The 23,892-nt window shown below is 61.1% G+C and carries 23 protein-coding genes; 3 read left to right on the top strand and 20 right to left on the bottom strand.

Going from position 1 to position 23,892, the window contains the following annotated elements; genetic code table 11:
* Positions 1-3: 3 nt before the first annotated feature.
* The 12 genes from lepB to Q1W40_RS00725 all read right to left on the bottom strand — a co-directional run bounded on the left by lepB (position 4) and on the right by Q1W40_RS00725 (position 11,650).
* A complete protein-coding gene (gene lepB / locus Q1W40_RS00780; RefSeq protein ID WP_300707865.1) occupies positions 4-969 on the bottom strand; it encodes a signal peptidase I in 966 nt (321 codons plus the stop codon).
* On the bottom strand, positions 969-2,777 hold the full coding sequence (gene lepA, locus Q1W40_RS00775; RefSeq protein WP_300707863.1) for a translation elongation factor 4: 1,809 nt from the start codon (positions 2,775-2,777) through the stop codon (positions 969-971). The genes lepB and lepA overlap by 1 nt, the downstream gene beginning before the upstream one ends.
* Before the next feature lie 492 nt (positions 2,778-3,269).
* Positions 3,270-4,742, bottom strand: a complete 1,473-nt coding sequence (locus Q1W40_RS00770) for a DegQ family serine endoprotease (RefSeq protein WP_300707861.1) — start codon at positions 4,740-4,742, stop codon at positions 3,270-3,272.
* A gap of 53 nt (positions 4,743-4,795) precedes the next feature.
* The gene (locus tag Q1W40_RS00765) at positions 4,796-5,287 is read right to left on the bottom strand and encodes a hypothetical protein (protein ID WP_300707859.1); all 492 of its coding nucleotides are present in this window, start codon (positions 5,285-5,287) and stop codon (positions 4,796-4,798) included.
* Positions 5,288-5,312: 25 nt separating this feature from the next.
* A complete protein-coding gene (fabF, locus tag Q1W40_RS00760) occupies positions 5,313-6,557 on the bottom strand; it encodes a beta-ketoacyl-ACP synthase II (protein ID WP_300707857.1) in 1,245 nt (414 codons plus the stop codon).
* A gap of 6 nt (positions 6,558-6,563) precedes the next feature.
* Positions 6,564-6,800 carry an acyl carrier protein gene (gene acpP, locus Q1W40_RS00755; protein ID WP_019427049.1) on the bottom strand — a complete coding sequence of 79 codons (237 nt, stop codon included), beginning with the start codon at positions 6,798-6,800 and terminating at the stop codon, positions 6,564-6,566.
* A gap of 62 nt (positions 6,801-6,862) precedes the next feature.
* The gene (gene fabG, locus Q1W40_RS00750; protein ID WP_300707854.1) at positions 6,863-7,606 is read right to left on the bottom strand and encodes a 3-oxoacyl-ACP reductase FabG; all 744 of its coding nucleotides are present in this window, start codon (positions 7,604-7,606) and stop codon (positions 6,863-6,865) included.
* Positions 7,603-8,553: an ACP S-malonyltransferase gene (gene fabD, locus Q1W40_RS00745; RefSeq protein ID WP_300707852.1), complete on the bottom strand. Its 951-nt coding sequence runs from the start codon at positions 8,551-8,553 to the stop codon at positions 7,603-7,605. The genes fabG and fabD overlap by 4 nt, the downstream gene beginning before the upstream one ends.
* A gap of 81 nt (positions 8,554-8,634) precedes the next feature.
* Positions 8,635-9,612 (bottom strand): beta-ketoacyl-ACP synthase III, encoded by a 978-nt coding sequence (locus Q1W40_RS00740; protein ID WP_300707850.1) that lies wholly within the window; start codon positions 9,610-9,612, stop codon positions 8,635-8,637.
* Positions 9,609-10,670 (bottom strand): phosphate acyltransferase PlsX, encoded by a 1,062-nt coding sequence (gene plsX / locus Q1W40_RS00735; RefSeq protein ID WP_300707848.1) that lies wholly within the window; start codon positions 10,668-10,670, stop codon positions 9,609-9,611. Before plsX ends, Q1W40_RS00740 begins: the two co-directional genes overlap by 4 nt.
* Before the next feature lie 112 nt (positions 10,671-10,782).
* Positions 10,783-10,965, bottom strand: coding sequence for a 50S ribosomal protein L32 (gene rpmF, locus Q1W40_RS00730; RefSeq protein ID WP_005794249.1), 183 nt, complete (start codon positions 10,963-10,965; stop codon positions 10,783-10,785).
* Positions 10,966-11,104: 139 nt separating this feature from the next.
* Positions 11,105-11,650 (bottom strand): YceD family protein, encoded by a 546-nt coding sequence (locus Q1W40_RS00725; RefSeq protein ID WP_300707846.1) that lies wholly within the window; start codon positions 11,648-11,650, stop codon positions 11,105-11,107.
* Between the two features lie 26 nt (positions 11,651-11,676).
* Between Q1W40_RS00725 and Q1W40_RS00720 the strand changes: the two genes are divergently transcribed.
* Entirely contained in the window at positions 11,677-12,297 is a 621-nt protein-coding gene (locus tag Q1W40_RS00720; protein WP_300707843.1) for a Maf family nucleotide pyrophosphatase, read from the top strand.
* Positions 12,294-13,064: an SAM-dependent methyltransferase gene (locus tag Q1W40_RS00715; protein ID WP_300707841.1), complete on the top strand. Its 771-nt coding sequence runs from the start codon at positions 12,294-12,296 to the stop codon at positions 13,062-13,064. Before Q1W40_RS00720 ends, Q1W40_RS00715 begins: the two co-directional genes overlap by 4 nt.
* Before the next feature lie 6 nt (positions 13,065-13,070).
* Here Q1W40_RS00715 and Q1W40_RS00710 read toward each other — a convergent pair whose 3' ends face one another.
* The 4 genes from Q1W40_RS00710 to Q1W40_RS00695 are packed head-to-tail and all read right to left on the bottom strand — an operon-like array spanning position 13,071 to position 16,068.
* A complete protein-coding gene (locus Q1W40_RS00710; protein ID WP_300707839.1) occupies positions 13,071-14,057 on the bottom strand; it encodes a S49 family peptidase in 987 nt (328 codons plus the stop codon).
* A 2-nt stretch (positions 14,058-14,059) separates the two neighbouring features.
* Positions 14,060-14,425 carry a Rieske 2Fe-2S domain-containing protein gene (locus Q1W40_RS00705; RefSeq protein WP_108322256.1) on the bottom strand — a complete coding sequence of 122 codons (366 nt, stop codon included), beginning with the start codon at positions 14,423-14,425 and terminating at the stop codon, positions 14,060-14,062.
* Positions 14,426-14,438: 13 nt separating this feature from the next.
* Positions 14,439-15,107: an HAD-IA family hydrolase gene (locus Q1W40_RS00700; protein ID WP_300707835.1), complete on the bottom strand. Its 669-nt coding sequence runs from the start codon at positions 15,105-15,107 to the stop codon at positions 14,439-14,441.
* Positions 15,079-16,068, bottom strand: a complete 990-nt coding sequence (locus Q1W40_RS00695) for an RluA family pseudouridine synthase (protein WP_300707833.1) — start codon at positions 16,066-16,068, stop codon at positions 15,079-15,081. Before Q1W40_RS00695 ends, Q1W40_RS00700 begins: the two co-directional genes overlap by 29 nt.
* A 593-nt stretch (positions 16,069-16,661) precedes the next feature.
* On the opposite strand from Q1W40_RS00695, the gene Q1W40_RS00690 reads away from it, so the two are divergent.
* Positions 16,662-19,649: an Rne/Rng family ribonuclease gene (locus tag Q1W40_RS00690; protein ID WP_300707831.1), complete on the top strand. Its 2,988-nt coding sequence runs from the start codon at positions 16,662-16,664 to the stop codon at positions 19,647-19,649.
* A gap of 184 nt (positions 19,650-19,833) precedes the next feature.
* Here Q1W40_RS00690 and Q1W40_RS00685 read toward each other — a convergent pair whose 3' ends face one another.
* The 4 genes from Q1W40_RS00685 to hemC are packed head-to-tail and all read right to left on the bottom strand — an operon-like array spanning position 19,834 to position 23,888.
* On the bottom strand, positions 19,834-21,129 hold the full coding sequence (locus Q1W40_RS00685) for a heme biosynthesis HemY N-terminal domain-containing protein (protein WP_300707829.1): 1,296 nt from the start codon (positions 21,127-21,129) through the stop codon (positions 19,834-19,836).
* A 5-nt stretch (positions 21,130-21,134) separates the two neighbouring features.
* Entirely contained in the window at positions 21,135-22,175 is a 1,041-nt protein-coding gene (locus Q1W40_RS00680; protein ID WP_300707827.1) for a uroporphyrinogen-III C-methyltransferase, read from the bottom strand.
* Positions 22,172-22,963 carry a uroporphyrinogen-III synthase gene (locus Q1W40_RS00675; RefSeq protein ID WP_300707825.1) on the bottom strand — a complete coding sequence of 264 codons (792 nt, stop codon included), beginning with the start codon at positions 22,961-22,963 and terminating at the stop codon, positions 22,172-22,174. The genes Q1W40_RS00680 and Q1W40_RS00675 overlap by 4 nt, the downstream gene beginning before the upstream one ends.
* Before the next feature lie 7 nt (positions 22,964-22,970).
* Entirely contained in the window at positions 22,971-23,888 is a 918-nt protein-coding gene (gene hemC, locus Q1W40_RS00670; RefSeq protein WP_300707823.1) for a hydroxymethylbilane synthase, read from the bottom strand.
* Positions 23,889-23,892: the final 4 nt, after the last annotated feature.

The raw sequence follows: 23,892 nt of genomic DNA, 5'->3' as shown, positions 1-23,892 counted from the left end.
ACCTCAGTCAAAAGCGCCAATGCGCTTGAGGTTGCCAAAGTTCATCCAGACAAAAAAGGCTTTGCCCACGATGTTGGCATCGGGCACAAAGCCCCAATAGCGCGAATCCAAGGAGTTGTCGCGGTTGTCGCCCATCATGAAGTAATGACCGGCGGGCACCTTGCAACGCACACCTTCAACGGTGTATTGGCAGTTTTCGCTGTGCGGGAACGGGTCCACACCCGGCACAAAAGCCGGACGGTCGTTGTCCTGGATCGATTGGTGCGGTTTGCTGCCCAGCTTTTCGCTGAAGTGCTTGAAATACCGCATGGTCGAGTCGTCGAAATAATCGGGCAAAGCCTGGGTCTCGATCGGCTGGCCGTTGATGGTGAGCTTCTTGTTCAGATAGGCCACTTCGTCGCCCGGTACACCCACCACGCGCTTGATGTAGTCCACATTGGGCTTGGGTGGGTAGCGGAACACCATCACATCGCCGCGCTGCACGGGCGTGCCTTCGGTGAGTTTGGTGTTGGCCACCGGCAAACGAATGCCGTAATGGAACTTGTTGACCAAAATCAGATCGCCAATGTGCAGCGTCGGGATCATGGAGCCCGATGGGATCTTGAAAGGCTCAAACAAGAAAGAGCGCAAGATGAACACGACCACGATGACCGGAAACAGCCCGGCCGTCCAGTCCAGCCACCATGGTTGCATCAACAATTTGTCGCGCGCATCTTGGATGTCGGTGTCAACTTTCTCGATGCCCATCTTGGACAATTCGGCGCGGCGTGCTGCCGTCTGGGCTTCCAGTTGGGCGGCAGCTTGTTCACGGCGCGGCAAAAACACGAAGCGTTCCGCCAACCAGTAAATACCGGTCACGACCGTGGCCAACAACAAGAGCAAAGCGAAATTGCCCTCGATGAAGCCCAGATACCAAGCACCGGCATAGGCGACAAAAGCGGCCAACACCAAAGACGTCAAAAACTGCATCAATCTTCCACCTGCAAAATCGCCAAGAATGCCTCTTGCGGCACCTCGACAGAGCCAATCTGTTTCATGCGCTTTTTACCCGCTTTTTGCTTTTCCAGCAGTTTGCGTTTGCGCGTGATGTCGCCACCGTAGCACTTGGCCAGCACGTTCTTGCGCAAGGCCTTGATGGTCTCACGGGCAATGATGTTGGCACCAATGGCCGCCTGGATCGCCACATCGAACATCTGGCGCGAAATGATCTCGCGCATCTTGGCGGCCACGGCGCGACCGCGGTACTGCGCCTGGGTGCGGTGCACGATGATGGACAATGCATCGACCTTCTCGCCGTTGAGCATGATGTCAACTTTCACCACATCGGATGCGCGGTATTCCTTGAACTCGTAGTCCATCGAGGCATAACCCCGGCTGACCGATTTGAGCTTGTCAAAGAAGTCGAGCACGATCTCGCCCAAGGGCATTTCATAGGTCAGCATGACCTGTCGGCCGTGGTAGGCCATGTTCATCTGGACACCGCGCTTTTGGTTAGCCAGGGTCATGACCGGGCCCACATAGTCTTGCGGCATGTACAGGTGCACTGTGACGATGGGCTCGCGGATTTCCTGCAGCTTGCCCTGGTCGGGCATCTTGGAGGGGTTCTCCACCATGATGACCTCGCCGTCCGGCTTGACCACTTGGTACACCACACTGGGCGCGGTGGTGATCAGGTCCTGGTCGAACTCGCGCTCCAGGCGCTCTTGCACGATCTCCATGTGCAGCAGACCCAAAAAGCCGCAGCGAAAACCAAAACCCAGCGCTTGAGACACTTCGGGCTCGTAATGCAGCGAAGCATCGTTGAGCTTGAGCTTTTCCAGTGCATCGCGCAATGCATCGTACTGGTTGGCCTCGGTCGGGTACAAACCGGCAAACACCTGCGGCTGAATTTCCTTGAAACCCGGCAGCGCGTCAGTGGCGGGGCCCAGGTTGTTGGGCAGCTTCTTTTCCAGCGTCACGGTGTCGCCCACCTTGGCCGCTTGCAATTCCTTGATGCCCGCAATGATGTAACCCACCTCACCGGCACGCAGCATTTGACGTGGCTCGTTGGCCGGAGTGAATACACCCAAGCTTCCCGCTTCATAAACGGCATTGCTGGCCATCATGCGGATGCGCTCATTCTTGAGCAGCTGGCCATCGACCACGCGCACCAGCATGACCACACCCACATAGCTGTCGAACCAGCTGTCGATGATCATGGCGCGCAAAGGTGCGTCGGGGTTGCCCTTGGGCGGCGGAACACGGGCCACCACAGCTTCCAGGATTTCTTCAATGCCCATGCCGGTCTTGGCCGAACAGGGAATCGCATCGGTGGCGTCAATGCCGATCACGTCTTCGACTTCGGCACGCGCGTTGTCGGGATCGGCGTTGGGCAAGTCCATCTTGTTGAGCACGGGCACCACTTCCACACCCAGGTCGAGCGCGGTGTAGCAATTGGCCACCGTTTGCGCCTCCACACCTTGGCTGGCGTCCACCACCAATAAGGCGCCTTCGCAGGCCGACAGCGAACGCGAGACTTCATAAGAGAAGTCCACATGGCCGGGCGTGTCGATCAGGTTGAGGTTGTAGACCTGCCCGTCTTTGGCTTTGTATTGGAGTGCTGCGGTCTGCGCCTTGATGGTGATGCCGCGTTCTTTCTCGATGTCCATCGAGTCCAGCACCTGGGCTTCCATGTCCCGGGCTTCCAGACCTCCGCAACGCTGAATCAAGCGATCGGCCAGCGTGGATTTGCCATGGTCAATGTGCGCAATGATCGAAAAATTTCTGATGTGATTCATCAACGAAGGTCTGCAAGTGTTTGAGGATCAAGGATCCGGAAAAGAAAAAAGGGCGCGTCTTTGTGTGACGCGCCCTGAACCAACAATCTATGGCAACTGCGATAGTTGGGACTTCATTGTAGGCAAATTGCCCCATTCGTACAGCCCCAAAATCGCCTCAGACCGGTCGTTGCTGCTTTGCAACATGAAATTTATCCACAACTTATTCACAAGCCACCGAATACATCGAGGAACAACTTGTGGAAGGTCTGTGAATGAGCGGTGGATTCTTTTGGGGAATCTCGCATCGTGAATTCGAACCTGCCTGATATGCCATGAATTCATGGTCAAGACGCTTGATTTTATCCAAATTCGTTATGAGAACCCATCAAAGTTAGCATTTACCCACATTCATGTATTTGAATCGTGGCATCAAAAAATATTCATGACACCGCCATGGGGTGATCAATAACCCAGCAAAGCAGCGGGACTCTTGACAAGTCCGCACGCTGCTCACTTACCTGGGCGAATCAACACATATTGGGCACCATCACCCCGGCGGATCAACAGACTCACAGGGCGGCTCTTGTCTAGTTTGCTGACCACCGACTCGAACTCTTTCACGCTGGCCACTTCCATATTGGCCACCGCCAGGATCAAATCGCCCTCCTGAATGCCTGCACGGGCTGCCGCATCGCTGGCACTGTCCACGACCACACCACCGCGAACACGCGACTCTTTCTTCTGCGCTGCCGTCAAGTCGCTCACCACCAAGCCCAAAGTGGCGGCTTTGGTTGGGGCTGTTTTCTTCTCGGCCGCAGGCGCCTCGGTTTTATCGGCTTCGATCTCAGCCACCGTGATGCTCAGGTCCTTGCTGCTGCCGCGACGGAACACGGTGATGGGCGCACGGGTGCCCGGTTTGGTGTTGCCCACCCAGCGGGGCAGGTCCGCCATCTTCTCGACCGGCTTGCCATCAAATTTGGTGATGATGTCGCCCGCTTCGATGCCTGCCTTGTCAGCCGGTGCGCCCTCTTCCACACCCCGCACCAAGGCCCCCTGGGCTTTACCCAGGCCAATCGACTCGGCCACCTCTTTGGTCACCGGCGCAATTTGCACGCCAATGCGCCCGCGAGTCACTCGGCCACTGCTGCGCAGCTGCTCACTCACACGCACCGCCTCGTCCATGGGGATCGCAAAAGAAATGCCCATGAAACCACCGGAGCGTGAGTAGATCTGACTGTTGATGCCCACCACTTCGCCGCGCATATTGATCAGCGGCCCCCCCGAGTTGCCGGGGTTGATGGCGACATCGGTTTGGATGAAAGGCAAGTACTCGCCCGTGTCACGCTGCTTGGCACTGACAATGCCCGCCGTGACAGAGTTTTCAAGACCGAACGGCGAACCAATGGCCATGACCCATTCACCCACCTTGAGGCGACTGACGTCACCCACTTTGACGGCAGGCAAGCCCGAAGCCTGGATTTTCACCACCGCCACATCGGAGCGTTTGTCAGCGCCCACGATGCGGGCCTTGAACTCCCGTTTGTCGGTCAGTGTCACCATCACCTCATCGGCGCCTTCCACCACATGGGCGTTGGTCATGATGAAGCCGTCCGAACTCAAAATGAAGCCCGAGCCCACGCCACGAGGTTGCGACTCTTCTGGCGCCTGAGGACGATTGGGTTTGGGCGACTGCCGAGGCATGTTCGGCAAAGGCATGCCAAAAAAGCGACGGAAGAGTTCTTGCATTTCTTCATCGGTCGCACCCGATCCCGCCGCATTGGCACGCACCTTCTCAAGCGTTCGGATATTCACCACGGAGGGCCCCACCTGCTCGACCAATTCGGTGAAGTCAGGCAGTCCCCGCACCACGGGCTGCGCGCTTTGTGCCATGGCCACACCAGGCACCCAGCAGGCCACCGCGCCCAGCAACGTTGCAGCCCCCACAAAGGAGACTGCGCACTTTTTCAATGCCATTTTCAACATCGGTACATCCCTTGATCTGAAGTCATACAAGCGCATCCAAGACCGCTGGTGTCTCAAATGATCATGGGCCATTGAGTTTGGTCTGAAGTCATCCCATTGCCCAGTGGGCGCGAATATACAGCGCAACGAAAACCATGCCAAGCCAAGGGCATGTCGGTCTGTCTGACGATGGCAATGCGAGGCCAGGTATTGTGCGTTTCAAACGCGTCTGCCATGCGGTAGGACACCCACATGTATCGACCACCATCGAGCAGCAGGCTTAATCGAACCACGCGCTCTTGCATATGCGCGTCTCGCCAACTCCAGCCATCCCCGCACCAGCCCAAATGGCCTTGCGCCGAAGATTCTCTGGCCTCGAGGCTCACAGCCAAGGTGCTCGAGAGAGCCCAAAGTGCCCACGCGCCCCAAACTGTCAGTCCCTCGGCACCGCTCGCGGCCTGCCAGCACAGCAAGCCCACAGCACCGGTCAGCGCCAACGCACCAATACAAGGGACGCCCCAAACAAAACGCCCCACCGGATAAATCACAGGTGGGGCGTTGTGCATGGTGGTGACCTTGCTGGAAGGCTCGTCAGATGCGTTTGAACACCAAAGAGCCGTTGGTCCCGCCGAAACCGAAGTTGTTCTTCAGAGCCACATCGATTTTCACATCGCGTGCCGTGTTGGCACAGTAGTCCAGATCGCACTCGGGGTCGGGGTTGACCAGGTTGATGGTCGGCGGCACTTTTTGATGGTGCACAGCCAACACCGTGAACACGCTCTCAATGCCACCCGCGCCACCCAAAAGGTGACCGGTCATGGACTTGGTCGAGCTGACCAAAGTTTTGTAAGCGTGCTCGCCCAATGCCGCCTTGATGGCATTGGTTTCATTGATGTCACCCAGCGGTGTTGAGGTGCCATGCGCGTTCAGATAATCGATCTGGTCAGCGTTGACACCGGCATTGCGCATGGCATTGATCATGGCGCGGCGGGGACCGTCCATGCTGGGCGCGGTCATGTGACCCGCGTCAGCGCTCATGCCATAACCACCCAGCTCGGCGTAGATCTTGGCGCCACGGGCTTTGGCGTGTTCGTACTCTTCGAGCACCATCACGCCAGCGCCTTCGCCCAGCACAAAACCGTCACGGTCTTTGTCCCAAGGACGCGATGCTGCAGTGGGGTCGTCGTTGCGGGTCGACAAGGCGCGCATGGCCGCAAAGCCACCCACGCCCAGCGGCGAGACACAAGCCTCTGAACCACCTGCAATCATCACATCCGCGTCGCCGTATTCGATCAAACGACCGGCTTCGCCAATGCTGTGCAAACCTGTGGTGCAAGCGGTCACAACAGCCAAGTTGGGACCTTTGAAACCACTGCGCATCGACACATGGCCCGAGATCATGTTGATGATCGAGGCCGGGACGAAAAATGGGGAAATGCGGCGTGCACCGCGCGCCGTGTATTCGGTGTGGGTGTCTTCGATCAGCGGCAAACCGCCAATGCCCGAACCGATCACCACACCGATGCGGCAAGCCTCTTCTTCACTCAGCGCCTCGCCCGTAGGCAAGCCTGAGTCTTGAATGGCCTGGGCTGCGGCAGCGATGCCCAAGTGAATAAAGCGGTCCATCGTCCGCGCCTCTTTGGCGGAGATGTAGGACTCGAGATCAAAGTTTTTGACTTCACCCGCAAACCGGCAGGCTATGGCTGAAGCATCAAAACGTGTGATCGGACCAATGCCGGACTGACCGGCAAGCAGGCTGGACCATGCATCGGCGACCGTGTTGCCCACGGGGCTGACGCATCCCAAACCCGTGACAACAACGCGGCGCCGGGTCATCGTCGATCAGGCCTTCTTGCTTTGGGCGTAGTCGATCGCAGCTTGCACCGTGGTGATTTTTTCTGCGTCTTCGTCAGGAATCTCGATGCCAAACTCGTCTTCGAGTGCCATCACCAGTTCCACCGTGTCCAGGGAGTCGGCACCCAGATCGGCCACGAAGGCTTTTTCGTTGGTGACTTGTGACTCTTCAACGCCGAGTTGTTCAGCAATGATTTTTTTGACACGTGCTTCGATATCGCTCATGGGGTCCCTCTGAGGGTTGTGAAAAATGAAGATTTTACCTGTCCGGAAGGGGTTTCCGGAAATCAGGCCATGAACATGCCACCATTGACATGCAATTCTTGTCCGGTGACATAGCCCGCGTGCGTTCCGGCCAGGTAGGCCACGGCATGGGCGATGTCGTCGGGTTTGCCCAGATGGCCCAGAGGGATCTGGCCCAGCAAGGCTTTTTGTTGTTCTTCGGGCAGGCTGGCGGTCATGTCGGTTTCGATGAAACCGGGGGCCACGCAGTTGACCGTGATGTTGCGGCTACCCAACTCTCGGGCCAGGGCACGGGTCATGCCCGCCACACCGGCCTTGGCCGCTGCATAGTTGGCTTGGCCAGGGTTGCCCGACGCGCCCACCACGCTGGTGATGCTGATGATGCGGCCATAGCGCTGCTTCATCATGGGGCGAATCACAGCGCGGCTCATGCGGAACACCGCCTTGAGGTTGGTGTCCAGCACCGCGTCCCAATCGTCGTCCTTCATGCGCATGGCCAGGGTGTCGCGGGTGATGCCCGCGTTGTTGACCAGCACCTGCAGGCCGCCGTGCTCCTTGACGATGGCGTCGATCAGGGCTTCGCCTGCCGCGGCGTCGTTCACATTCAAATTGGCACCCCGGCTGCCTGGGAAGGCCGACAGTGCTTGGCTGATCTTGGCAGCACCGTCGTCGCTGGTGGCGGTGCCAATGACCACAAAACCTTGTTGGGCCAGGTGCAGGGCAATCGATGCCCCAATGCCGCGCGAAGCGCCTGTGACGAGTGCAATGTGTTTTTGTGCTTCGCTCATGCGAGGAGTCCTTTCACTTCGGCCAAGGTGGCGGGGTCGTACAGCGCCACGCCGTTCAATTCAGCGTCAATGCGCTTGGTCATGCCCGCCAGCACCTTGCCGGGGCCGCACTCGACCAAGGTGGTCACGCCACGGGCCTTGATGGCCTGCACGCATTCGACCCAGCGCACCGGGCCAAAAGCCTGGCGGTACAGCGCATCGCGGATGCGGTCGGCATCGGTTTCGATGGCCACGTCGATGTTGTTGAGCACCGGGATCTGCGGCACACCCAAAGTCAAGGTGGCCAGCTTCTCACGCAGCTTTTCGGCGGCGGGTTTCATCAGGCTCGAATGGAAAGGCGCCGACACGGGCAAGAGCAGCGCGCGCTTGGCGCCCATGCCCTTGAGCACTTCGCAGGCTTTGTCCACGGCTGCCTTGCTGCCCGCGATCACGGTTTGCGCCGCGTCGTTGAAGTTCACGGCTTCCACCACTTCGGCACTGTCAGCAGCAAAGGTGGCTTGTGCTGCTTTGCAGCCTTCGATGACTTTGTCAGAGGCCAGACCCAAAATGGCGGCCATGGCACCCACGCCCACGGGCACGGCTTCCTGCATGGCGGCGGCGCGCAAGCGCACCAGGGGCGCGGCTTGCGCCAGCGTCAACACACCCGAAGCGACCAAAGCGCTGTATTCGCCCAGCGAGTGACCGGCCACCACAGAGGGCTTGGCACCACCTTCGGCCAGCCAGGCGCGGTAAGCGGCCACGGCCGACACCAGCATCACGGGCTGGGTGTTGGTGGTCATGGCCAGCGCTTCCTTGGGGCCTTCGTGGATCAGTTTGGCCACGTCTTCGCCCAGGGCGTCCGAGGCTTCTTTCAGGGTTTCGAGCACCACAGGGTGATCGCCCCAGGCGTCCAGCATGCCCACCGATTGGGAGCCCTGACCGGGAAAAACAAAAGCAAATGAGGTCATGTGCAAATTTTTTATATCTGGAAAGAATCCCGGAGAGCGTGCCGCGCATCGCTGACCCGGGCCTGTCAAATCAAGCGCGAATCAATAACGCAGGAGCACCGAGCCCCAGGTGAAGCCGCCGCCCACGCCTTCGAGCATGAGGGTCTGGCCACGCTGGATGCGCCCGTCGCGCACGGCGGTGTCCAGCGCCAGCGGGATAGAAGCAGCCGAGGTGTTGCCGTGCTGATCGACGGTCACCACCACTTTGTCCGAAGACATCTTCAACTTCCGGGCCGTGCTTTGCATGATGCGGATGTTGGCCTGGTGCGGGATCAGCCAATCGATGTCGGCATCGGTCAAGTTGGCCTTGGCCAAGCTGGCCCGGGCAGTTTCTTCGAGCACGCCCACAGCCAGTTTGAACACGGCTTGCCCGTCCATCTTGAGGACCGGGTCGCCCAGAATGCCACCCTGGTTGACATGACCGGGCACACACAGGATGTCCTTGTGTTTGCCGTCGGCATGCAAGTCGGTGGCCAAAATACCGGGTTGGTCCGAAGCCTCCAGGATGACCGCGCCAGCGCCGTCACCAAACAGGACGCAGGTGGTGCGGTCCTTGAAGTCGAGGATGCGGCTGAACACTTCCGAGCCAATCACCAGCGCACGTTTGGCCGAGCCCGACTGGATCATCGAATCGGCAATCGTCAGCGCATAAATGAAGCCACTGCACACGGCTTGCACGTCAAACGCCGGGCAGCCTGCGGTGCCCAACTTGTGCTGCACCATGGTCGCCACCGACGGGAACACCATGTCGGGGGTCGAGGTGGCCACGATGATCAGGTCCAGATCGTCAGCACCGATGCCTGCGGCGGCCAGCGCCTTGCGGGCGGCTTCGGTGGCCAGATCGCTACTGCCTTGCTGGTCGGCCGCAAAGTGGCGGGCGCGGATACCCGTGCGCTCAACGATCCAGTCGTCAGAGGTTTCAACGCCCTGCTGCGCCAGTTGGGCAGCCAGATCGGCATTGGTCAGGCGGTTGGCCGGCAGGTAGCTGCCGGTGCCCAGAATGCGGGAATAAATTCTCATGGTGTGGTGACCGCTTCTGAGCGCTCGGCCTGCGCGCCCATCAACAAGGGGGCCGCATGCGCGATGCGTTCACGAACGCGATCCAGCAATTGGTTTCGGGCTGCATCATAAGCCCGGTTCAGGGCGGTTTCAAAAGCAATCTCATCGGCCGAGCCATGGCTCTTGAACACCAAGCCACGCAAGCCCAACAGGGCTGCGCCGTTGTAACGACGGTGGTCTACGCGATTTTTAAATGCAGATAAGACCGGATAAGCTAAAAGTGCTGCGATTTTCGTGAAGATATTGCGAGAAAACTCGGTTTTCAGAAAACCACCAATCATGGTGGCCAAGCCTTCGCTGGCTTTCAGGGCCACATTGCCCACAAAGCCGTCACAGACCACGATGTCCACCGTGCCCTTGAAAATGTCGTTGCCTTCCACGTTGCCATGGAAATTCAAATCACCAGCGTTGCCTGCAGATCGGAGCAATTCACCAGTTTTCTTGATGATTTCATTGCCTTTGATGGCCTCTTCGCCGATGTTGAGCAAGCCCACCGTGGGGTTTGGCTTGTCCTGCAGCACCGAAACCAGGGCCGAGCCCATCACCGCAAACTGGAGCAGGTGTTCTGGCGTGCAGTCAACGTTGGCGCCCAGGTCCAGCATGGTGGTGCCACCGCCCTTGAAGTTGGGCATCTGACCAGCAATGGCGGGACGGTCGATGCCGTCCATGGTTTTGAGCACGTAGCGGGCAATGGCCATCAATGCACCGGTGTTGCCCGCAGACACGGCAGCACCGGCTTGGCCATCGCGCACCTGCTCAATGGCCACGCGCATGGACGAGTCTTTTTTCTTGCGCAAGGCAATTTCCAGTGGATCGCCCATCTCCACCACTTCGGTGGCGGGCACCACTTGAGCACGCGGATCGGACAAACCACTCAAAGCCTCGGGGCGACCCACCAAGAGCAAACGGGCATCGGGGTGAGTCGACAGGAAACGACGGCACGCGGCCAGCGTGACGCGTGGGCCGTGGTCACCGCCCATGCAATCGACTGCCACAGTGATCGGGGTGGACGAGGTCATGGAATCCTTGGACTCAAAACGAAAAAATGCAAATCAAAAGCCACAAAAACAAAAGCCCGATGCTACTTTAAAAGTAGCGCCGGGCCTCTTGAGGCTTGAGGGCTGACGCCGATCAGGCTTCTGACTTGTTCTTCAGCACTTGGCGGCCACGGTAAAAACCGTTGGGGCTGATGTGGTGACGCAGGTGTGTTTCACCGGTGGTGGGTTCCACAGCGATACCTGGCACGTTCAGTGCATTGTGCGAACGGTGCATACCGCGCTTGGAAGGCGATTTTTTGTTTTGCTGAACAGCCATGATGGCTCCTTGGAAGCTTGTGGAGGCCGCGCAAATACAACGCAGCTTCTGGTTGATAACAGTGTCACTCAGAAGAGAACTGAGCGAAGCCATCGATTATAGCCTAAGCTGAAGCACTTGGCCATCCCGTTTCAAAAGATCAGGGCTTGCCTGTTTTCAAGCCCGCCAGCACACCAAACGGATTGGGTTTGACCGCAGCGGTCTCGAACTCGGGGTCCACCGCCGACATGGGCACGGTTTTCGGGCAGACTTCATGCAAAGGCACCAAGGGCAAAGACAAGATCAGCTCATCCTCCACCAAGGCCAGCGCATCAAAGTCACGGCTGATGACCAAAATATCTTCTTCAGCCTCATCGTCCAGCGCGGCGGCCGTGGCCTCATCGGCCACAAAACGGAACGAGCGCTCGGCCTCCACCGTCTCCAGCACGGGGGTCAGGCAACGCTGGCACTGCATGGGCAAGGCCACCGAGGCTTGCAAATCCAGCCAAACCTGATCGGCGCCCCCTGACTGGGGCACCAAACGGCCTTGCAAGCGCCAAGCCACCAGCCCAGCTTGCAGATCACCCGCGACTTGCTCATCGAGCAGGCGAGGCAAAGCGCTCAGGGGCGACTGACCTTCAAGGCTTGCGCCGTCACGCGCAAAGGCCACGACATCCAGATGTGAGGGGTCCAACTTTTTTTCCATACCCGCAGTGTAAGAGAATCACCCCCATGAGCATTTCTGCAAGCCCCTCTGTTTTGAACTCCACCGAAACCCGCCCCGTGGTGCTGGGCTCCACCTCGCGCTACCGTCGCGAACTGATGGAGCGCTTGCGCATCCCATTTTCAGTGGCCGCACCCGACGTTGACGAAACCCCTGCAACGGGTGAATCGCCCCGCGATCTGGCCCTGCGCCTGGCCCTGGCCAAAGCCAAAGCCGTGGCAGCCCAACACCCCGAATCGGTGGTGATTGGCTCCGACCAGGTGGCCGATCTGGCCGGGGTGCCTTTGGGCAAACCCGGTGAACATGCCCGCGCCGTGCAGCAATTGCGGCAGATGCGTGGCCAAACCGTGGTGTTTCAAACCGCCTTGGCCGTGGTGTGCCTGGCCACCGGCTTTGAGGCGGTAGACCTGGCCGCTGTGCGGGTGGTCTTTCGCGACCTGAGCGACAACGAGATCGAGTCCTACCTGCAAGCCGAAAAACCTTATGACTGCGCAGGCAGCGCCAAAAGCGAAGGCCTCGGCATTGCGCTGCTCGAATCCATCGACAACGACGACCCCACCGCGCTGATCGGCCTGCCCTTGATCCGCACTGCACGCCTGCTGCGCCAAGCTGGAGTGAAACTGCTGTGAACGCACCGAAAGCACAAGGCCGCCTGTACTTGGTGCCCACCCCGCTGGACTTTGGCTGCGCCGAGCAAGCCCCGGTCAGCGATGTCCTGCCCGTCAGCACGCTGGCCATCGCCGCCAGCTTGCAGCACTGGGTCTGCGAAAACGCCAAAAGCACCCGCGCCTTCCTCAAGCGCGTGGGTGAATCTCATCCTTTGGTCGCACCTCTGGCCGAGCAACAGATCACCGAATTGCCGCGCCATGTGCACAAAAAAGGCGACCACCAATCGGGTTTTGATGGCAAACCCTTGCTGGCAGCGGCGCTGAAGGGGCACGACATCGGCCTGATCAGCGAAGCGGGCATGCCCGCCGTGGCCGACCCGGGCAGCTCGGTGGTGCGGGCTGCGCACGATCTGGGTTTGCGCGTGATCCCTTTGGTCGGTCCGGTGTCGCTGCTGCTGGCCCTGGCCGCCAGTGGACTCAATGGCCAGAACTTTGCATTTGTGGGCTACCTGCCGCAAGACGCCGGGGAGCGGGCTGCACGCCTGAAACAACTCGAATCGCTGGCCCACAAAACAGGCCAAACGCAGCTGTGGATTGAAACGCCTTACCGCAATGCCGCCATGCTCAGCGGCTTGCTGCAAAGTTTGCAAGGCAGCACTCGGCTGGCGATTGCCAGCGGCTTGACGCTGCCCTCGGCACGCATCCAGAGCCACACGGTGGCCCAATGGAAAAAGGGCCTGCAAGGCCCTGATGGTCACACGCCCGCGGTCTACGCCATCGGGCCTTGACGGCGATCAGCGCAGGGCTGAGCCCATGCGCAGGGCGTGCACAGCGCCCTCGCCCACTGCTGCGCCAAAGCGCTTGGCCAATCGCTCGGCCACGTTTTCGTGACGGGAATAATCAATCACCTCGGGTGCCTTGACCACATCGCGCGCCACGCTGTCGAGGCTGCCCATGGCATCGGCCAGGCCCATGTCCACCGCCTGCTGACCGCTCCAGAACAAGCCACTGAACATCTCAGGGGTTTCTTTCAGGCGCTCACCTCGGCCCTGACGCACGACCTGAATAAACTGGGAATGGATCTGATCGAGCATGGCCTGCGCGTGTTTGCGCTGGGCTTCGGTTTGCGGACTGAAGGGGTCCAGAAAACCCTTGTTGACCCCCGCCGTCATCAAGCGGCGCTCCACACCCAACTTGTCCATCAGGCCCGTAAAGCCAAAGCCGTCCATCAAGACACCGATGCTGCCCACGATGCTGGCCTTGTCGACAAAAATCTTGTCGGCGGCGGCGGCGATGTAGTAAGCGGCTGAAGCACACGACTCCTCCACCACCACGTAAATCGGTTTCTTGTGCAGGGCTTTCAGTCGGCGAATTTCATCGTTGATCAAGCCCGCCTGAACAGGGCTGCCGCCGGGCGAATTGATCAACAAGACCAAGGCCTGTGAGCCTGAGTCTTCCAGCGCACTGCGCATGGAGGCCATGACGTTCTCTGCACTGCCATCGCCTTCCGAGCCGATTTCGCCCTTGATGGCCACCATGGCCGTGTGCGGCATGCTGGGGCTCATGGTGGGCGAGTTGTAGCTGAAGGCCTGCCAGGCGATCACACAGATCAAGAGCAACCAGGCCAGGCGCAGGCCCACTTTCCAGCGGCGTGCTGCTTTTTGCTCTTGCAAGGTGGCAAAGGCCAGCGCTTCCAAGGTGCGACGCTCCCAGCTGCGCTCAGCCGCGGGCATGGCATCGGCTGAATCGGTGGTGAACAAGGGCTCGCGGGGTTCTTGCATGGTCAAAATTCAACAGGTTTCAAGTTGTAGGCAGTATGCCAGTGAACCACGCCGTCCCGCTCTGAAAGGTCTATTTTCACAAGGCCGCCGCGGCAGGGTCCGCCGGAGCACGCGCCCGTGTCAGGCTGGTAGGTGGCGCCATGGGTGGCACACATCAGCCAGCGGCCGGTGTTGTCAAAAAAACGATCGGGCTGGTAGTCCATCTCCATCGCCACATGGGTACAACGGTTCAGGTACGCATGCACCTCACCTTGGTAGCGGATGGCAAAAGCCCGGCAAGTCTGCCCGGCATACACAATGTCAAAGGGCACGGCGCGGCCCCCGTTGACGAGGTCCGCGCTGTTGCACAAAGGGATCACCGCATCCATGACCGCTCCAGTCTCAAGCGTGTTGCAACAACCAGTCGTGCAGGTCCTGCACGCTGTGCGCCACATGGCGCGGCTTCAAGACATGGAAAGCCTCGGGCTCGTGGGCACCATAGCTCACACCCACACTGGCGCAACCGGCATTCAAAGCCATCTGCAAATCGTGCGTGGTGTCACCGATCATCAAGGTGCGCTCGGGCTCCACGCCAAACTCGCGCATCAGCTCGTGCAGCATCAGCGGGCTGGGCTTGCCCGCTGTCTCATCGGCCGTGCGTGAGCCATCGAACACATCGCGCAGGTCCACATCGCGCAAAGCTTCATTCAGGCCATGGCGGCTTTTGCCCGTGGCCACCGTGAGCCAATGGTGCCGCGCCTTCAGGGCGTGCAGCAAAGGCAAGACACCGTCGAACAGGCTGATGTCGTTCTGGTGCGCGATGTAGTGGTGGCGGTAACGCTCGCCCAGTGCCGGGTATTTTTCAGCCGGCACATCGGGCGCGGCATGGGCCAGCGCAGGCATGAGCGCCATGCCGATCACATAAGAGGCGGCTTCGCGGCTGGGCTCTTGCCCCCCCACATCGACCACGGCCCGCTGGATGCAACGGGTGATGATGGCCGTGGAGTCAAACAGGGTGCCGTCCCAATCGAAGGCGATCAGGTCAAACTGACGGGGTCTTGAGCTGGGCATGGTCGACGTAGGCTTTCAATTCAGGGGGCAGATCGGCTTGCAAGGCCACGCGCTCGGCGGTGGCCGGGTGGTTGAACTGCAAACGCCAGGCGTGCAGGAACATGCGCTTGAGGCCCTGCTTGGGCAGCACCTTGTTCCATTCAAAGTCACCGTATTTGTCGTCACCGGCGATCGGGTGACCATTGCTGGCCAGGTGCACCCGGATCTGGTGGGTGCGCCCGGTCTTGATGGTCACCTCCAGCAGCGTGGCGCCGGCCAGGCGCTGGGACACCTTCACCAACGTGATCGAGCGCATACCGTCCGGGTCTTCGGGCGTGGTCACTTTGACGCGGCGCTCACCGTCGGGCAGCAAAAACTTGTGCAGCGGCTGGTCAATCACCTTGAGCTTGGCGGGCCATTCGCCCTTGACCAGGGCCAGATAGGTTTTGCCCGTCTCGCGTTCACGGAACTGGTCTTGCAGGTTTTTCAGGGCGCTGCGCTTTTTGGCCACCAGCAAAATCCCGCTGGTGTCGCGGTCCAGCCGATGCACCAGCTCCAAGAGCTTGGCCTGGGGCCGGGCCTGGCGCAGTTGCTCGATCACCCCAAAGCTCACCCCCGAGCCCCCATGCACCGCCACTCCGGCAGGCTTGTCGATGGCCATCAGGCTGTCGTCTTCCAAAAGCACCGGAAATTCGCGGCCAGGGGCGGGTCGTGCCGCCTTTTCGGCCACTTTTTCAGAAATGCGCACGGGCGGCAGGCGGACCTCGTCGCCGGTTTCAACCCGGGTCTCGGCCGAGGCGCGGCCTTTGTTGATGCGCACCTCGCCGCTTCGGATGATCCGGTACACGTGGGTTTTGGGCACCCCTTTGAGGTGGCGCATCAAAAAGTTGTCCAAGCGCTGACCGGCAGATTCTTCGTCCACCAACAACCATTTGACGGCGGGCGACGCAGCAGCGGTTTGGGCCCCTATAATGTGATTCACTGGCAATTGGCTGTAAGTGGTTGATTCAAATGGAAATGAATTCCTGAAGACAGGAGTTTAGTCCACCACCACCGCGCCAAACCAGATGGTCGATGCCACCCCCGGCACGATTTGCAGACTGAAGGCCAACGCCAACAGTGGCCAATCGCCCCGGAGGTTGAGCCGACGCCCAGAAACCCAGATACGGAATACCCCAAGTTCAGCAGCCTCAGAAGGCTGCTGAACGGATCAAAGCGAGATGTTTGTGTTGTTCGGAACTTTGCTGATGTGGATGGAGTGGCTCACAAAGCCAGGCTCTGCCGTCACGCCTTGTGCCCGACAGTTTGTCTTGGACACCGGGGGAAGCCCCCGGCAGTGGACGAATCTCTGCACGACTTTCCACTCGCCCCATCCACGCGCCACGATCCCCATTCCTGTGCTCACGCGCAGCTGAATGTCGGACACCTTCGGCAATTCCCTTCGTTTCAGGCGTCAGCTCCGGCAACGTGGGCTTTGAGGTTCTCAGGAACCCGAAGCCGGTTGTGTAAACAGGCCCCAGTCAGCGGACTTTTTTTTCGCACTGGAGCCGACACTGATAAGAGAAGGAACGCATCATGAAACGGATGCTCATCAACGCCACGCAGGCTGAAGAACGCCGCCTGGCCATCGTCGACGGACAAAAACTCCTCGACTACGAAATCGAAATCGAAGGCCGCGAACAGCGCAAGGGCAACATCTACAAAGCGGTGGTGACCCGCGTCGAGCCCTCGCTCGAAGCCTGTTTTGTCGACTACGGCGAAGACCGCCACGGCTTCTTGCCTTTCAAGGAAATCTCGCGCCAGTATTTTGCTGAAGGCGTGTCCGTCAGCCAAGCCCGCATCAACGATGTGATCCGCGAAGGCCAGGAACTGATGGTCCAGGTCGAAAAAGAAGAACGTGGCAACAAGGGCGCTGCCCTGACCACCTTCATCTCGCTGGCTGGCCGCTACGTGGTGCTCATGCCCAACAACCCCCGTGGTGGTGGCGTCAGCCGCCGCATCGAGGGCGACGACCGCGCCGAGCTCAAAGAAGCGATGGACCAGTTGGAGTACCCCAAGGGCATGTCCATCATCGCCCGCACCGCAGGCATCGGCCGCTCCGCGCCCGAGCTGCAGTGGGACCTGAACTACCTGCTCAAACTCTGGACCGCCATTGACGGCGCTGCCCAGGGCAAAGGCGCCTTCCTGATTTATCAAGAGTCGAGCCTGGTGATCCGCGCCATCCGCGATTACTTCAACAACGACATCGGCGACATCCTGATCGACACCGACGACATCTACGAACAAGCTCAGCAGTTCATGAGCCACGTGATGCCCGAGTTCGCGCCGCGCGTGAAGCGCTACCGCGACGACGCGCCGCTGTTCAGCCGCTTCCAGATCGAGCACCAGATCGAGTCGGCCTACGCCCGCACCGTGCAACTGCCCTCGGGCGGCGCCATCGTGATCGACCACACCGAAGCCTTGGTGTCGGTGGACGTGAACTCGGCCCGCGCCATCAAGGGCGGCGACATCGAGGAAACCGCCACCCGCACCAACTTGGAAGCCGCTGACGAAGTGGCCCGTCAGATGCGCCTGCGTGATCTGGGCGGCCTGATCGTGATCGACTTCATCGACATGGAAGAAAGCAAGAACCGCCGCGAAGTGGAAAACCGCTTGCGCGATGCCTTGCGCCAGGACCGCGCCCGCGTGCAGTTCGGCACCATCAGCAAATTCGGCCTCATGGAAATGAGCCGCCAGCGCTTGAAGCCTGCCCTGTCCGAAGGTGCATCCATCCCCTGCCCACGTTGCGGCGGTGCTGGCCACATCCGCGACACCGAAAGCTCGGCACTGCAAATTTTGCGCATCATCCAGGAAGAGTCCATGAAGGACAACACCGCCGCCGTGCACGCGCAAGTGCCCGTCGAAGTGGCCGCCTTCCTGCTCAATGAAAAGCGCCCCGAGATCGCCAAGATCGAACTGCAGCAACGCATCAGCGTGCTGCTGGTGCCCAACAAGTCGCTGGAAACCCCGCACTACAAGCTCGAGCGCTTGAAGCACGACGACCCACGCCTGGACCGCATCGAAGCCAGCTACAAGATGGCCGAGATCGTCGAAGACGCCACCACCGTGACGCGTCGTTCGCAAGAACCCACCAACAAGCAGACCCCGGTCATCAAAGGCGTGCTGCCCGATGCTCCCGCCCCTGTGGCACCGGTCAAGGCTGAAGCGCCTGCCGCAGCGGCCAAGCCCGCCAAGGCCGCTGCCCCTGTGAAGGCCGCCGCTGCCAGCGGTGGTTTCTTTGGCTGGCTCAAGAGCCTGTTCGGTGGCAGCACCGAAGAAGCCAAGCCCGCTGTGGCCGACAAGAAAGACGGCAAAGCCCGCGAAGGCCGCAACGGCGAGCGCAATGGTGAACGTCGTGAAGGTGGCCGTGATGGCCGCCGCGACGGTCGCCGTGATGGCCGCCGTGGTGAGCGCACAGAACGTGCCGAAGGCGTGCAAGGCGAAGGCCGCGCACCGCGTGAAGGTGGTCGCCGTGGCGAAGGCCGCAACGAAGTGCGCGATGGCGAAGGCCGTCCAGCACGTGGCGAGCGCTCCGAGCGCCCAGCCGGTGAGCGCCAGCCCCGCGAAGGCCGCCGCGAACGCGGTGACAACAACCGCAACGAGGCACCTGCCGAGTTGGCCGCTGACGGCACCACCGAAGCCCGCACAGAACGCGCACCTCGCGCCGAGCGTGGCGAACGCGGTGAAGGCCGCCGTGAACGGGGCGAAGGCCGTGGCGAGCGTGGTGAAGGCCGCCGTGAACGCGGCGAGCGTCGCAACAACGACAAAGCCCCTGGCGAGCTGAACACCGCAGAAACCACTGTGGCCACAGAAGCCCAGGAAGCGCTCACTGCCGACAGCGCAGCACCGACCGAGAACAACGGCGAACGCCGCGAACGCCGCTCACGCGACCGTTATGGCCGCGACCGCCGCGAGCGCAATGGCGAAGCACGCCAGGACGGCGAGCCCCGTCAGGACAATGACACCGCCGTGAGCGATGCAGCCCCTGCAGCCGAAGCCAACACCGGTGAAGACCGCCCTGCACCACGCTCTTACTTCGAGCGTGCGCAACAAGCGGCTGCACCGGTCCAAGCGGCGCCCGTTGAAACCGCCCAGGTAGAAGTTGCACAAGCGGAGCCAACGCCTGTCACAGCGCCTGCTGCGGCTCCTGCCGAAGTGGCCCCGCAAGTGGCTGCCCCCGTGATCACACACGTGACGGCGGCACCCGCCCCAACGCCAGCACCTGCGCCAAGCGCAGCTGCCCTGCCCGCGCCAAGCGCAGCCGCCCAGCCCGTGCCAAGCTTGCCCAAAGTGGCCAGCTACGCACTGCCCCTGGACAGCCTGCAACAAGTCGCACAAACCTCTGGCCTGGTGTGGGTGAACTCCGACGCCGACAAGATCGCAGCCGTTCAGGCCGCCATCGCCGCCGAGCCCAAGCCGGTGCATGTGCCGCGTGAGCGCCCTCCAGCCGTGGTCGTCAACGAAGGTCCTCTGGTTCTGGTGGAAACACGCAAAGACCTGAAAGACATGAACTTGCCGTTCTGACCGCGATGCGCTGATGACATTCAGCGCAGCCCACAAAAAGCCGAACCCGCGGGTTCGGCTTTTTTGTGCCTGAATCCAGGCTCACTACAAGACATCAGCGCCTTGCGGTATGCAGGCAACTCATCACTCAGCGCATGACCCAAGCCCGGCAGACAGAGGGGCCAAGCCGCTTCCTGAGAACGCCTTAGCCGTTGACCCGTGCCGCTTGCTTCCAGGCTTGCGCCGCAGCCACGGCGTCTTCGCGTTGCTCAGCCAATTCGGCCAGAGCCAGCCAAGTGCCACGCTGCAATTCGGGCTCTTGCAGGCCTTTGGCCGCTTGCGACAGCAGGGCCTGCGATTTGCCCCACAAGCGTTGGCGCAAACACACCATACCGGCCAAATACTGCAAACGCGGGTCGCGTGGGTGGGCTTGCTGCAAGCTCTCTGCACGCGCCAGGGCCTGGCGGGCATCGGGCGCTTGCGGATCGGGCTGGCTGCGCTCCAGCGCTTGCACAACGCGCAACTTTTGCAAAGGCGACCACTGCGCCAAAGCACTACCTTGCAAGGGCGCCCACAAAGGCTCCAGCCACAAACGGGCCGTGCTGGCAGGGCCACCCAGGGCCATGAACCGCAAAGCCACTTCAGCGGCCACATCGGGCATCTTGCGCTGAGCAGGGCTGAGTTTTTGCCAAAGCTTTTGCACCCCGTCGGCATCGCGCACTTGCGTGAGCCATTCCAGAATCAAGCCACGCACCAGACTCTCGGCCGCCAAAGGTGTGAAAGCCCGGTGCTTGGCCAGCAACACGGCGGTGTCCAGCGCCTGCGCGGTTTGCCCGGCCAGGCGCGAGGCCTTGAGCAGCAAACGCAGGGCCACCATGCGACGGCCCACCGCCGGCGGCAGCTCCTTGAGGCGCTCCAAGCTGGCCTCGGCATCGCGGTCGTCCAGCAACCAACGCGCCGCACGCAACTGCACGCCCTCGGTCAAGGTCTGGCGCTCGGCAGTTGGCGCCATCTGAGCTTGCACAGCGGCTTGTGCCAGATGGTGCTGACGCAGTGTCTTGTCCTGCAAGGCATGTGCCGATTCGGCCGCCATGACGTGGGAAACCGTGCGCAAAGACACCGCATGGTCCAGCGCCAGACCTGCTGCCTGCATCAAGGCTTCTTTTTCGAGTGCGGTTTGCGCAGACTTGCGGGCGCGCAAAAAGCGCCCGGCCATGAAGTGGCTGATGGCGTCCAGCAAGGCCGCGTGGGCTGCCCGCTCTTTTTGCTGCAAGCGCCAGCGCTGCGCCTGCTTGGGCAAGGCGAACAAAGCCGACAACGCCTGCTGCGCCACCACCACCAACAACACCACCGAGACAAAGATCAGCAACACTAGGTTCAGCGACATGTCCACCCGGTAAGGCGAGAGGAACAAAGTCACCGTGCCCTGGTTGTTGCCCGCAAACCAAGCGCCCGCTGCCGCCAGCGCAAACAAACTGAGGAGCCAAAGAGCTGCACGCATGGGTCTTACCTTCCTGCCGCAGCGGTGGACAAAGCATTCAGCGAGGCTGCCAGATGAGGCATCTCACTGGCTTTCATTTGCAGACCAGCCTGCTCCAGCAACTGCAGCATCTGCTCGGTTTTGCGAGAGGACGCATCGGCATAACGGCGCACCATGACCGCTGCTGAACCCAGATCGTTGCGGGCCGCGTCTTTTTGGCGGGCCAGCAAACCCAGGCGGGCATTGAGCAATTTGAGTTTCAGGTTTTCACGCAGGAAAAAACCTTGCTCTGGGGACAGCAAGGCCGCCTCTGGCGAATCGATGCGGCTGACACGCACCAAGCCCCGCAGCTGCTCGCCAAAGCGGTTCAAACCGGCCATCCACCAAGACGGTGCGGGCTGCGCACCATCGGCACTGGCAGGTCCGGGTAGCGTCACATTGGCGGCCTGGTTCTGGTTCGCCAACACCAAACCATCGACCAGGGCCACGCCCTCGTCGAGCTTGATGAGCAAACCAGGCAAGTCAAAAACCGGCGCGGCATTCAGGCGCTCCAGATCTTTTTCCAGTGCCCGCTGCACAGGAGCCAACCGGGGCTGGGCCGCGCGGTGCACGCGCTGCTGTGCCGACTTGAGCGCGGCCAGCAAAGGCTCCACACTGCCCGTCAGTTGGGCTTGTTGCTGGGCCATGCGCAAAGCGGCTTCGATGTCCACCACCAGGTTTTCATCACGCGAGCGCGAGAGGCTTTGCATCAGCTCTTCGAGCTGGCTGCGCTGCAGCGCCACCTCGCCCAGACGGGCCTCGACCAAGCCCAGCCGCGCTGCGCTGTCCTTGACGGTGTCCTGCGCCTGTTTGGCCCAAGCTTTGGCCTCCAGCGACTGCTGGCCGGCATCGGCACTTTGGCGTGCCAGCTGCTCCTGAATACGCGCCAGCTTTTGCCACAGCCCCACCGACACCAGCAAGGCCAAGGCCGCCACACCCAGCGCCAGCCAGATTTTCCAGGACCGCAGCATGGGGGCTGCGGACGCAGAGGGTTCAGAAACAGAGGCGTTGTCGGGCATGGAAGTCATGAAAGTGATTTTATAGACAAGGCCTGTGCACTCAGTGCTGCAGGCACCAGTTCAACATGGCCCCAACCGGCTTGGCGCAAGCGCTCGGCAATGCGCGGATGGGTGGCCAGCGCACGGGCTTGGGACAGGTCCAAGCGCGGGCAAGCCTGCGTCAGGTGCAGCGCCGCTTCGGAACTGCTGAACAGCCACAGACTGCCGTCGTGCATGGCCTGCTCGGCCCGCGCTTGCTGCGCAGGCGACAAAACCGGCGCACGCCGCACATAAGCCACCGCCTGCAATACCAGCAAGCCCGCTTCTTCGAGTTGCTGCGCCAGCCAATCGCGCCCGGCCATCTGGCCCTGCGCATCGGCCCCCCGCACGATCAGCACACGGGCCGGGCTTGGCGCCTGCGCGGCACGAACGCGTTCAGCCACCACCGCCCAAAGGGCTTCTGAGTCAAACTGGCTTGAATCGGCCGGGGGTGCATCGATCTGCTGCGCGGGCCAGCCCGCCGCCAGCAAGGCCGCCTGCGTGCCCGGCCCTGTGGCCCAGGCGCGGCAGGCCTGCACATGGACACCACCCGGCTGAGCCGCCATGAAAAACCGCACGGCATTGGCGCTGACAAACATCACCGCCAGACATGTCGGCACTTGCTGCCAGGCCGCCTGCAAAGCCGACGGATCGGGCAAGGCTGAAATGTCAATCAGCGGGAAAGCCTCGGCGCGCACACCTTCGGCTTGCAAGGCCTGAACCCAAGGCTCGGCTTCGCGCTCGGGCCGGGTGACCAGGACGGCAGGCTCGGCCACCATGTGCGCCTTAATGCGCGCCGCCCTGCTGCAGCGCCTGCGCCACGCGCAGGCCCAAAGCCTCGGCAGCGGTCAAATCGGTCGCGGTGATGTCCGAGGCTGCCGTCACCAAAGTGGTGTCGCCTTGCGGGTCGCCCCAAGCGGCTTGCAGCTTGAGCGCGCCGCCGTCCATGACCGCATGCGCGGCCAAAGGCATGGAGCAGCTGCCGCCCATGGCGCGGCTGACCGCCCGCTCGGCGGCCACACGCTGCCAAGTCACGCTGTCGGCCAAGGGGGCCAGCAAAGCCCGCAAATCGGCGCGGTCGCTGCGGATCTCGATGCCCAAAGCGCCCTGGCCTGCGGCCGGCAGCATCTCGGTGGTTTCAAAAATGTGTCGAATGCGATCGGTCAAACCCAAACGCTTGAGGCCCGCCGCCGCCAACACAATGCCCGCATATTGGCCTTCGTCGAGCTTGCGCAGGCGGGTGTCGAGGTTGCCGCGCAAGGGCTCGATCTTCAAATCGGGGCGCAATGCACGCAGCAGCACGGTTCGGCGCAGACTGGAGGTGCCAACGACTGCGCCTTGCGGCAAGTCTTCCAGCCGGGCATATTGCGACGACACCCAGGCGTCTCGTGGGTCTTCTCGCTCCATCACGCAGGCCAGCTCAAAGCCTTCGGGCATGTCCATGGGCACATCCTTGAGCGAATGCACCGCGATGTCGGCACGGCCTTCTTGCAAAGCCACTTCCAGCTCTTTCACAAACAAACCCTTGCCGCCCACTTTGCTCAAACTGCGGTCGAGAATCTGGTCGCCCTGCGTGGTCATGCCCAGCAATTGCACCGTGCAACCCAGGCCCTCCAGCAAGGCTTTGACGTGCTCAGCCTGCCAAAGCGCCAAACGGCTTTCACGGGTGGCAATCACGATGGTGGGGGAAGAAGTCAAAGACACGTTG

The organism is Limnohabitans sp. (assembly GCF_030158565.1).
In the GTDB taxonomy this organism is placed as follows: Bacteria; Pseudomonadota; Gammaproteobacteria; order Burkholderiales; family Burkholderiaceae_C; genus Limnohabitans_A.
This window is presented reverse-complemented; position numbering and strand designations above follow the sequence as displayed.

Bases quoted from the DNA above. Each gene is read 5' to 3' on its own strand.
- lepB (WP_300707865.1), bottom strand. From the start codon at position 969: ATGCAGTTTTTGACGTCTTTGGTGTTGGCCGCTTTTGTCGCCTATGCC.
- lepA (WP_300707863.1), bottom strand. From the start codon at position 2,777: ATGAATCACATCAGAAATTTTTCGATCATTGCGCACATTGACCATGGC.
- Q1W40_RS00770 (WP_300707861.1), bottom strand. From the start codon at position 4,742: ATGTTGAAAATGGCATTGAAAAAGTGCGCAGTCTCCTTTGTGGGGGCT.
- Q1W40_RS00765 (WP_300707859.1), bottom strand. From the start codon at position 5,287: ATGCACAACGCCCCACCTGTGATTTATCCGGTGGGGCGTTTTGTTTGG.
- fabF (WP_300707857.1), bottom strand. From the start codon at position 6,557: ATGACCCGGCGCCGCGTTGTTGTCACGGGTTTGGGATGCGTCAGCCCC.
- acpP (WP_019427049.1), bottom strand. From the start codon at position 6,800: ATGAGCGATATCGAAGCACGTGTCAAAAAAATCATTGCTGAACAACTC.
- fabG (WP_300707854.1), bottom strand. From the start codon at position 7,606: ATGAGCGAAGCACAAAAACACATTGCACTCGTCACAGGCGCTTCGCGC.
- fabD (WP_300707852.1), bottom strand. From the start codon at position 8,553: ATGACCTCATTTGCTTTTGTTTTTCCCGGTCAGGGCTCCCAATCGGTG.
- Q1W40_RS00740 (WP_300707850.1), bottom strand. From the start codon at position 9,612: ATGAGAATTTATTCCCGCATTCTGGGCACCGGCAGCTACCTGCCGGCC.
- plsX (WP_300707848.1), bottom strand. From the start codon at position 10,670: ATGACCTCGTCCACCCCGATCACTGTGGCAGTCGATTGCATGGGCGGT.
- rpmF (WP_005794249.1), bottom strand. From the start codon at position 10,965: ATGGCTGTTCAGCAAAACAAAAAATCGCCTTCCAAGCGCGGTATGCAC.
- Q1W40_RS00725 (WP_300707846.1), bottom strand. From the start codon at position 11,650: ATGGAAAAAAAGTTGGACCCCTCACATCTGGATGTCGTGGCCTTTGCG.
- Q1W40_RS00720 (WP_300707843.1), top strand. From the start codon at position 11,677: ATGAGCATTTCTGCAAGCCCCTCTGTTTTGAACTCCACCGAAACCCGC.
- Q1W40_RS00710 (WP_300707839.1), bottom strand. From the start codon at position 14,057: ATGCAAGAACCCCGCGAGCCCTTGTTCACCACCGATTCAGCCGATGCC.
- Q1W40_RS00705 (WP_108322256.1), bottom strand. From the start codon at position 14,425: ATGGATGCGGTGATCCCTTTGTGCAACAGCGCGGACCTCGTCAACGGG.
- Q1W40_RS00700 (WP_300707835.1), bottom strand. From the start codon at position 15,107: ATGCCCAGCTCAAGACCCCGTCAGTTTGACCTGATCGCCTTCGATTGG.
- Q1W40_RS00690 (WP_300707831.1), top strand. From the start codon at position 16,662: ATGAAACGGATGCTCATCAACGCCACGCAGGCTGAAGAACGCCGCCTG.
- Q1W40_RS00685 (WP_300707829.1), bottom strand. From the start codon at position 21,129: ATGCGTGCAGCTCTTTGGCTCCTCAGTTTGTTTGCGCTGGCGGCAGCG.
- Q1W40_RS00680 (WP_300707827.1), bottom strand. From the start codon at position 22,175: ATGACTTCCATGCCCGACAACGCCTCTGTTTCTGAACCCTCTGCGTCC.
- Q1W40_RS00675 (WP_300707825.1), bottom strand. From the start codon at position 22,963: ATGGTGGCCGAGCCTGCCGTCCTGGTCACCCGGCCCGAGCGCGAAGCC.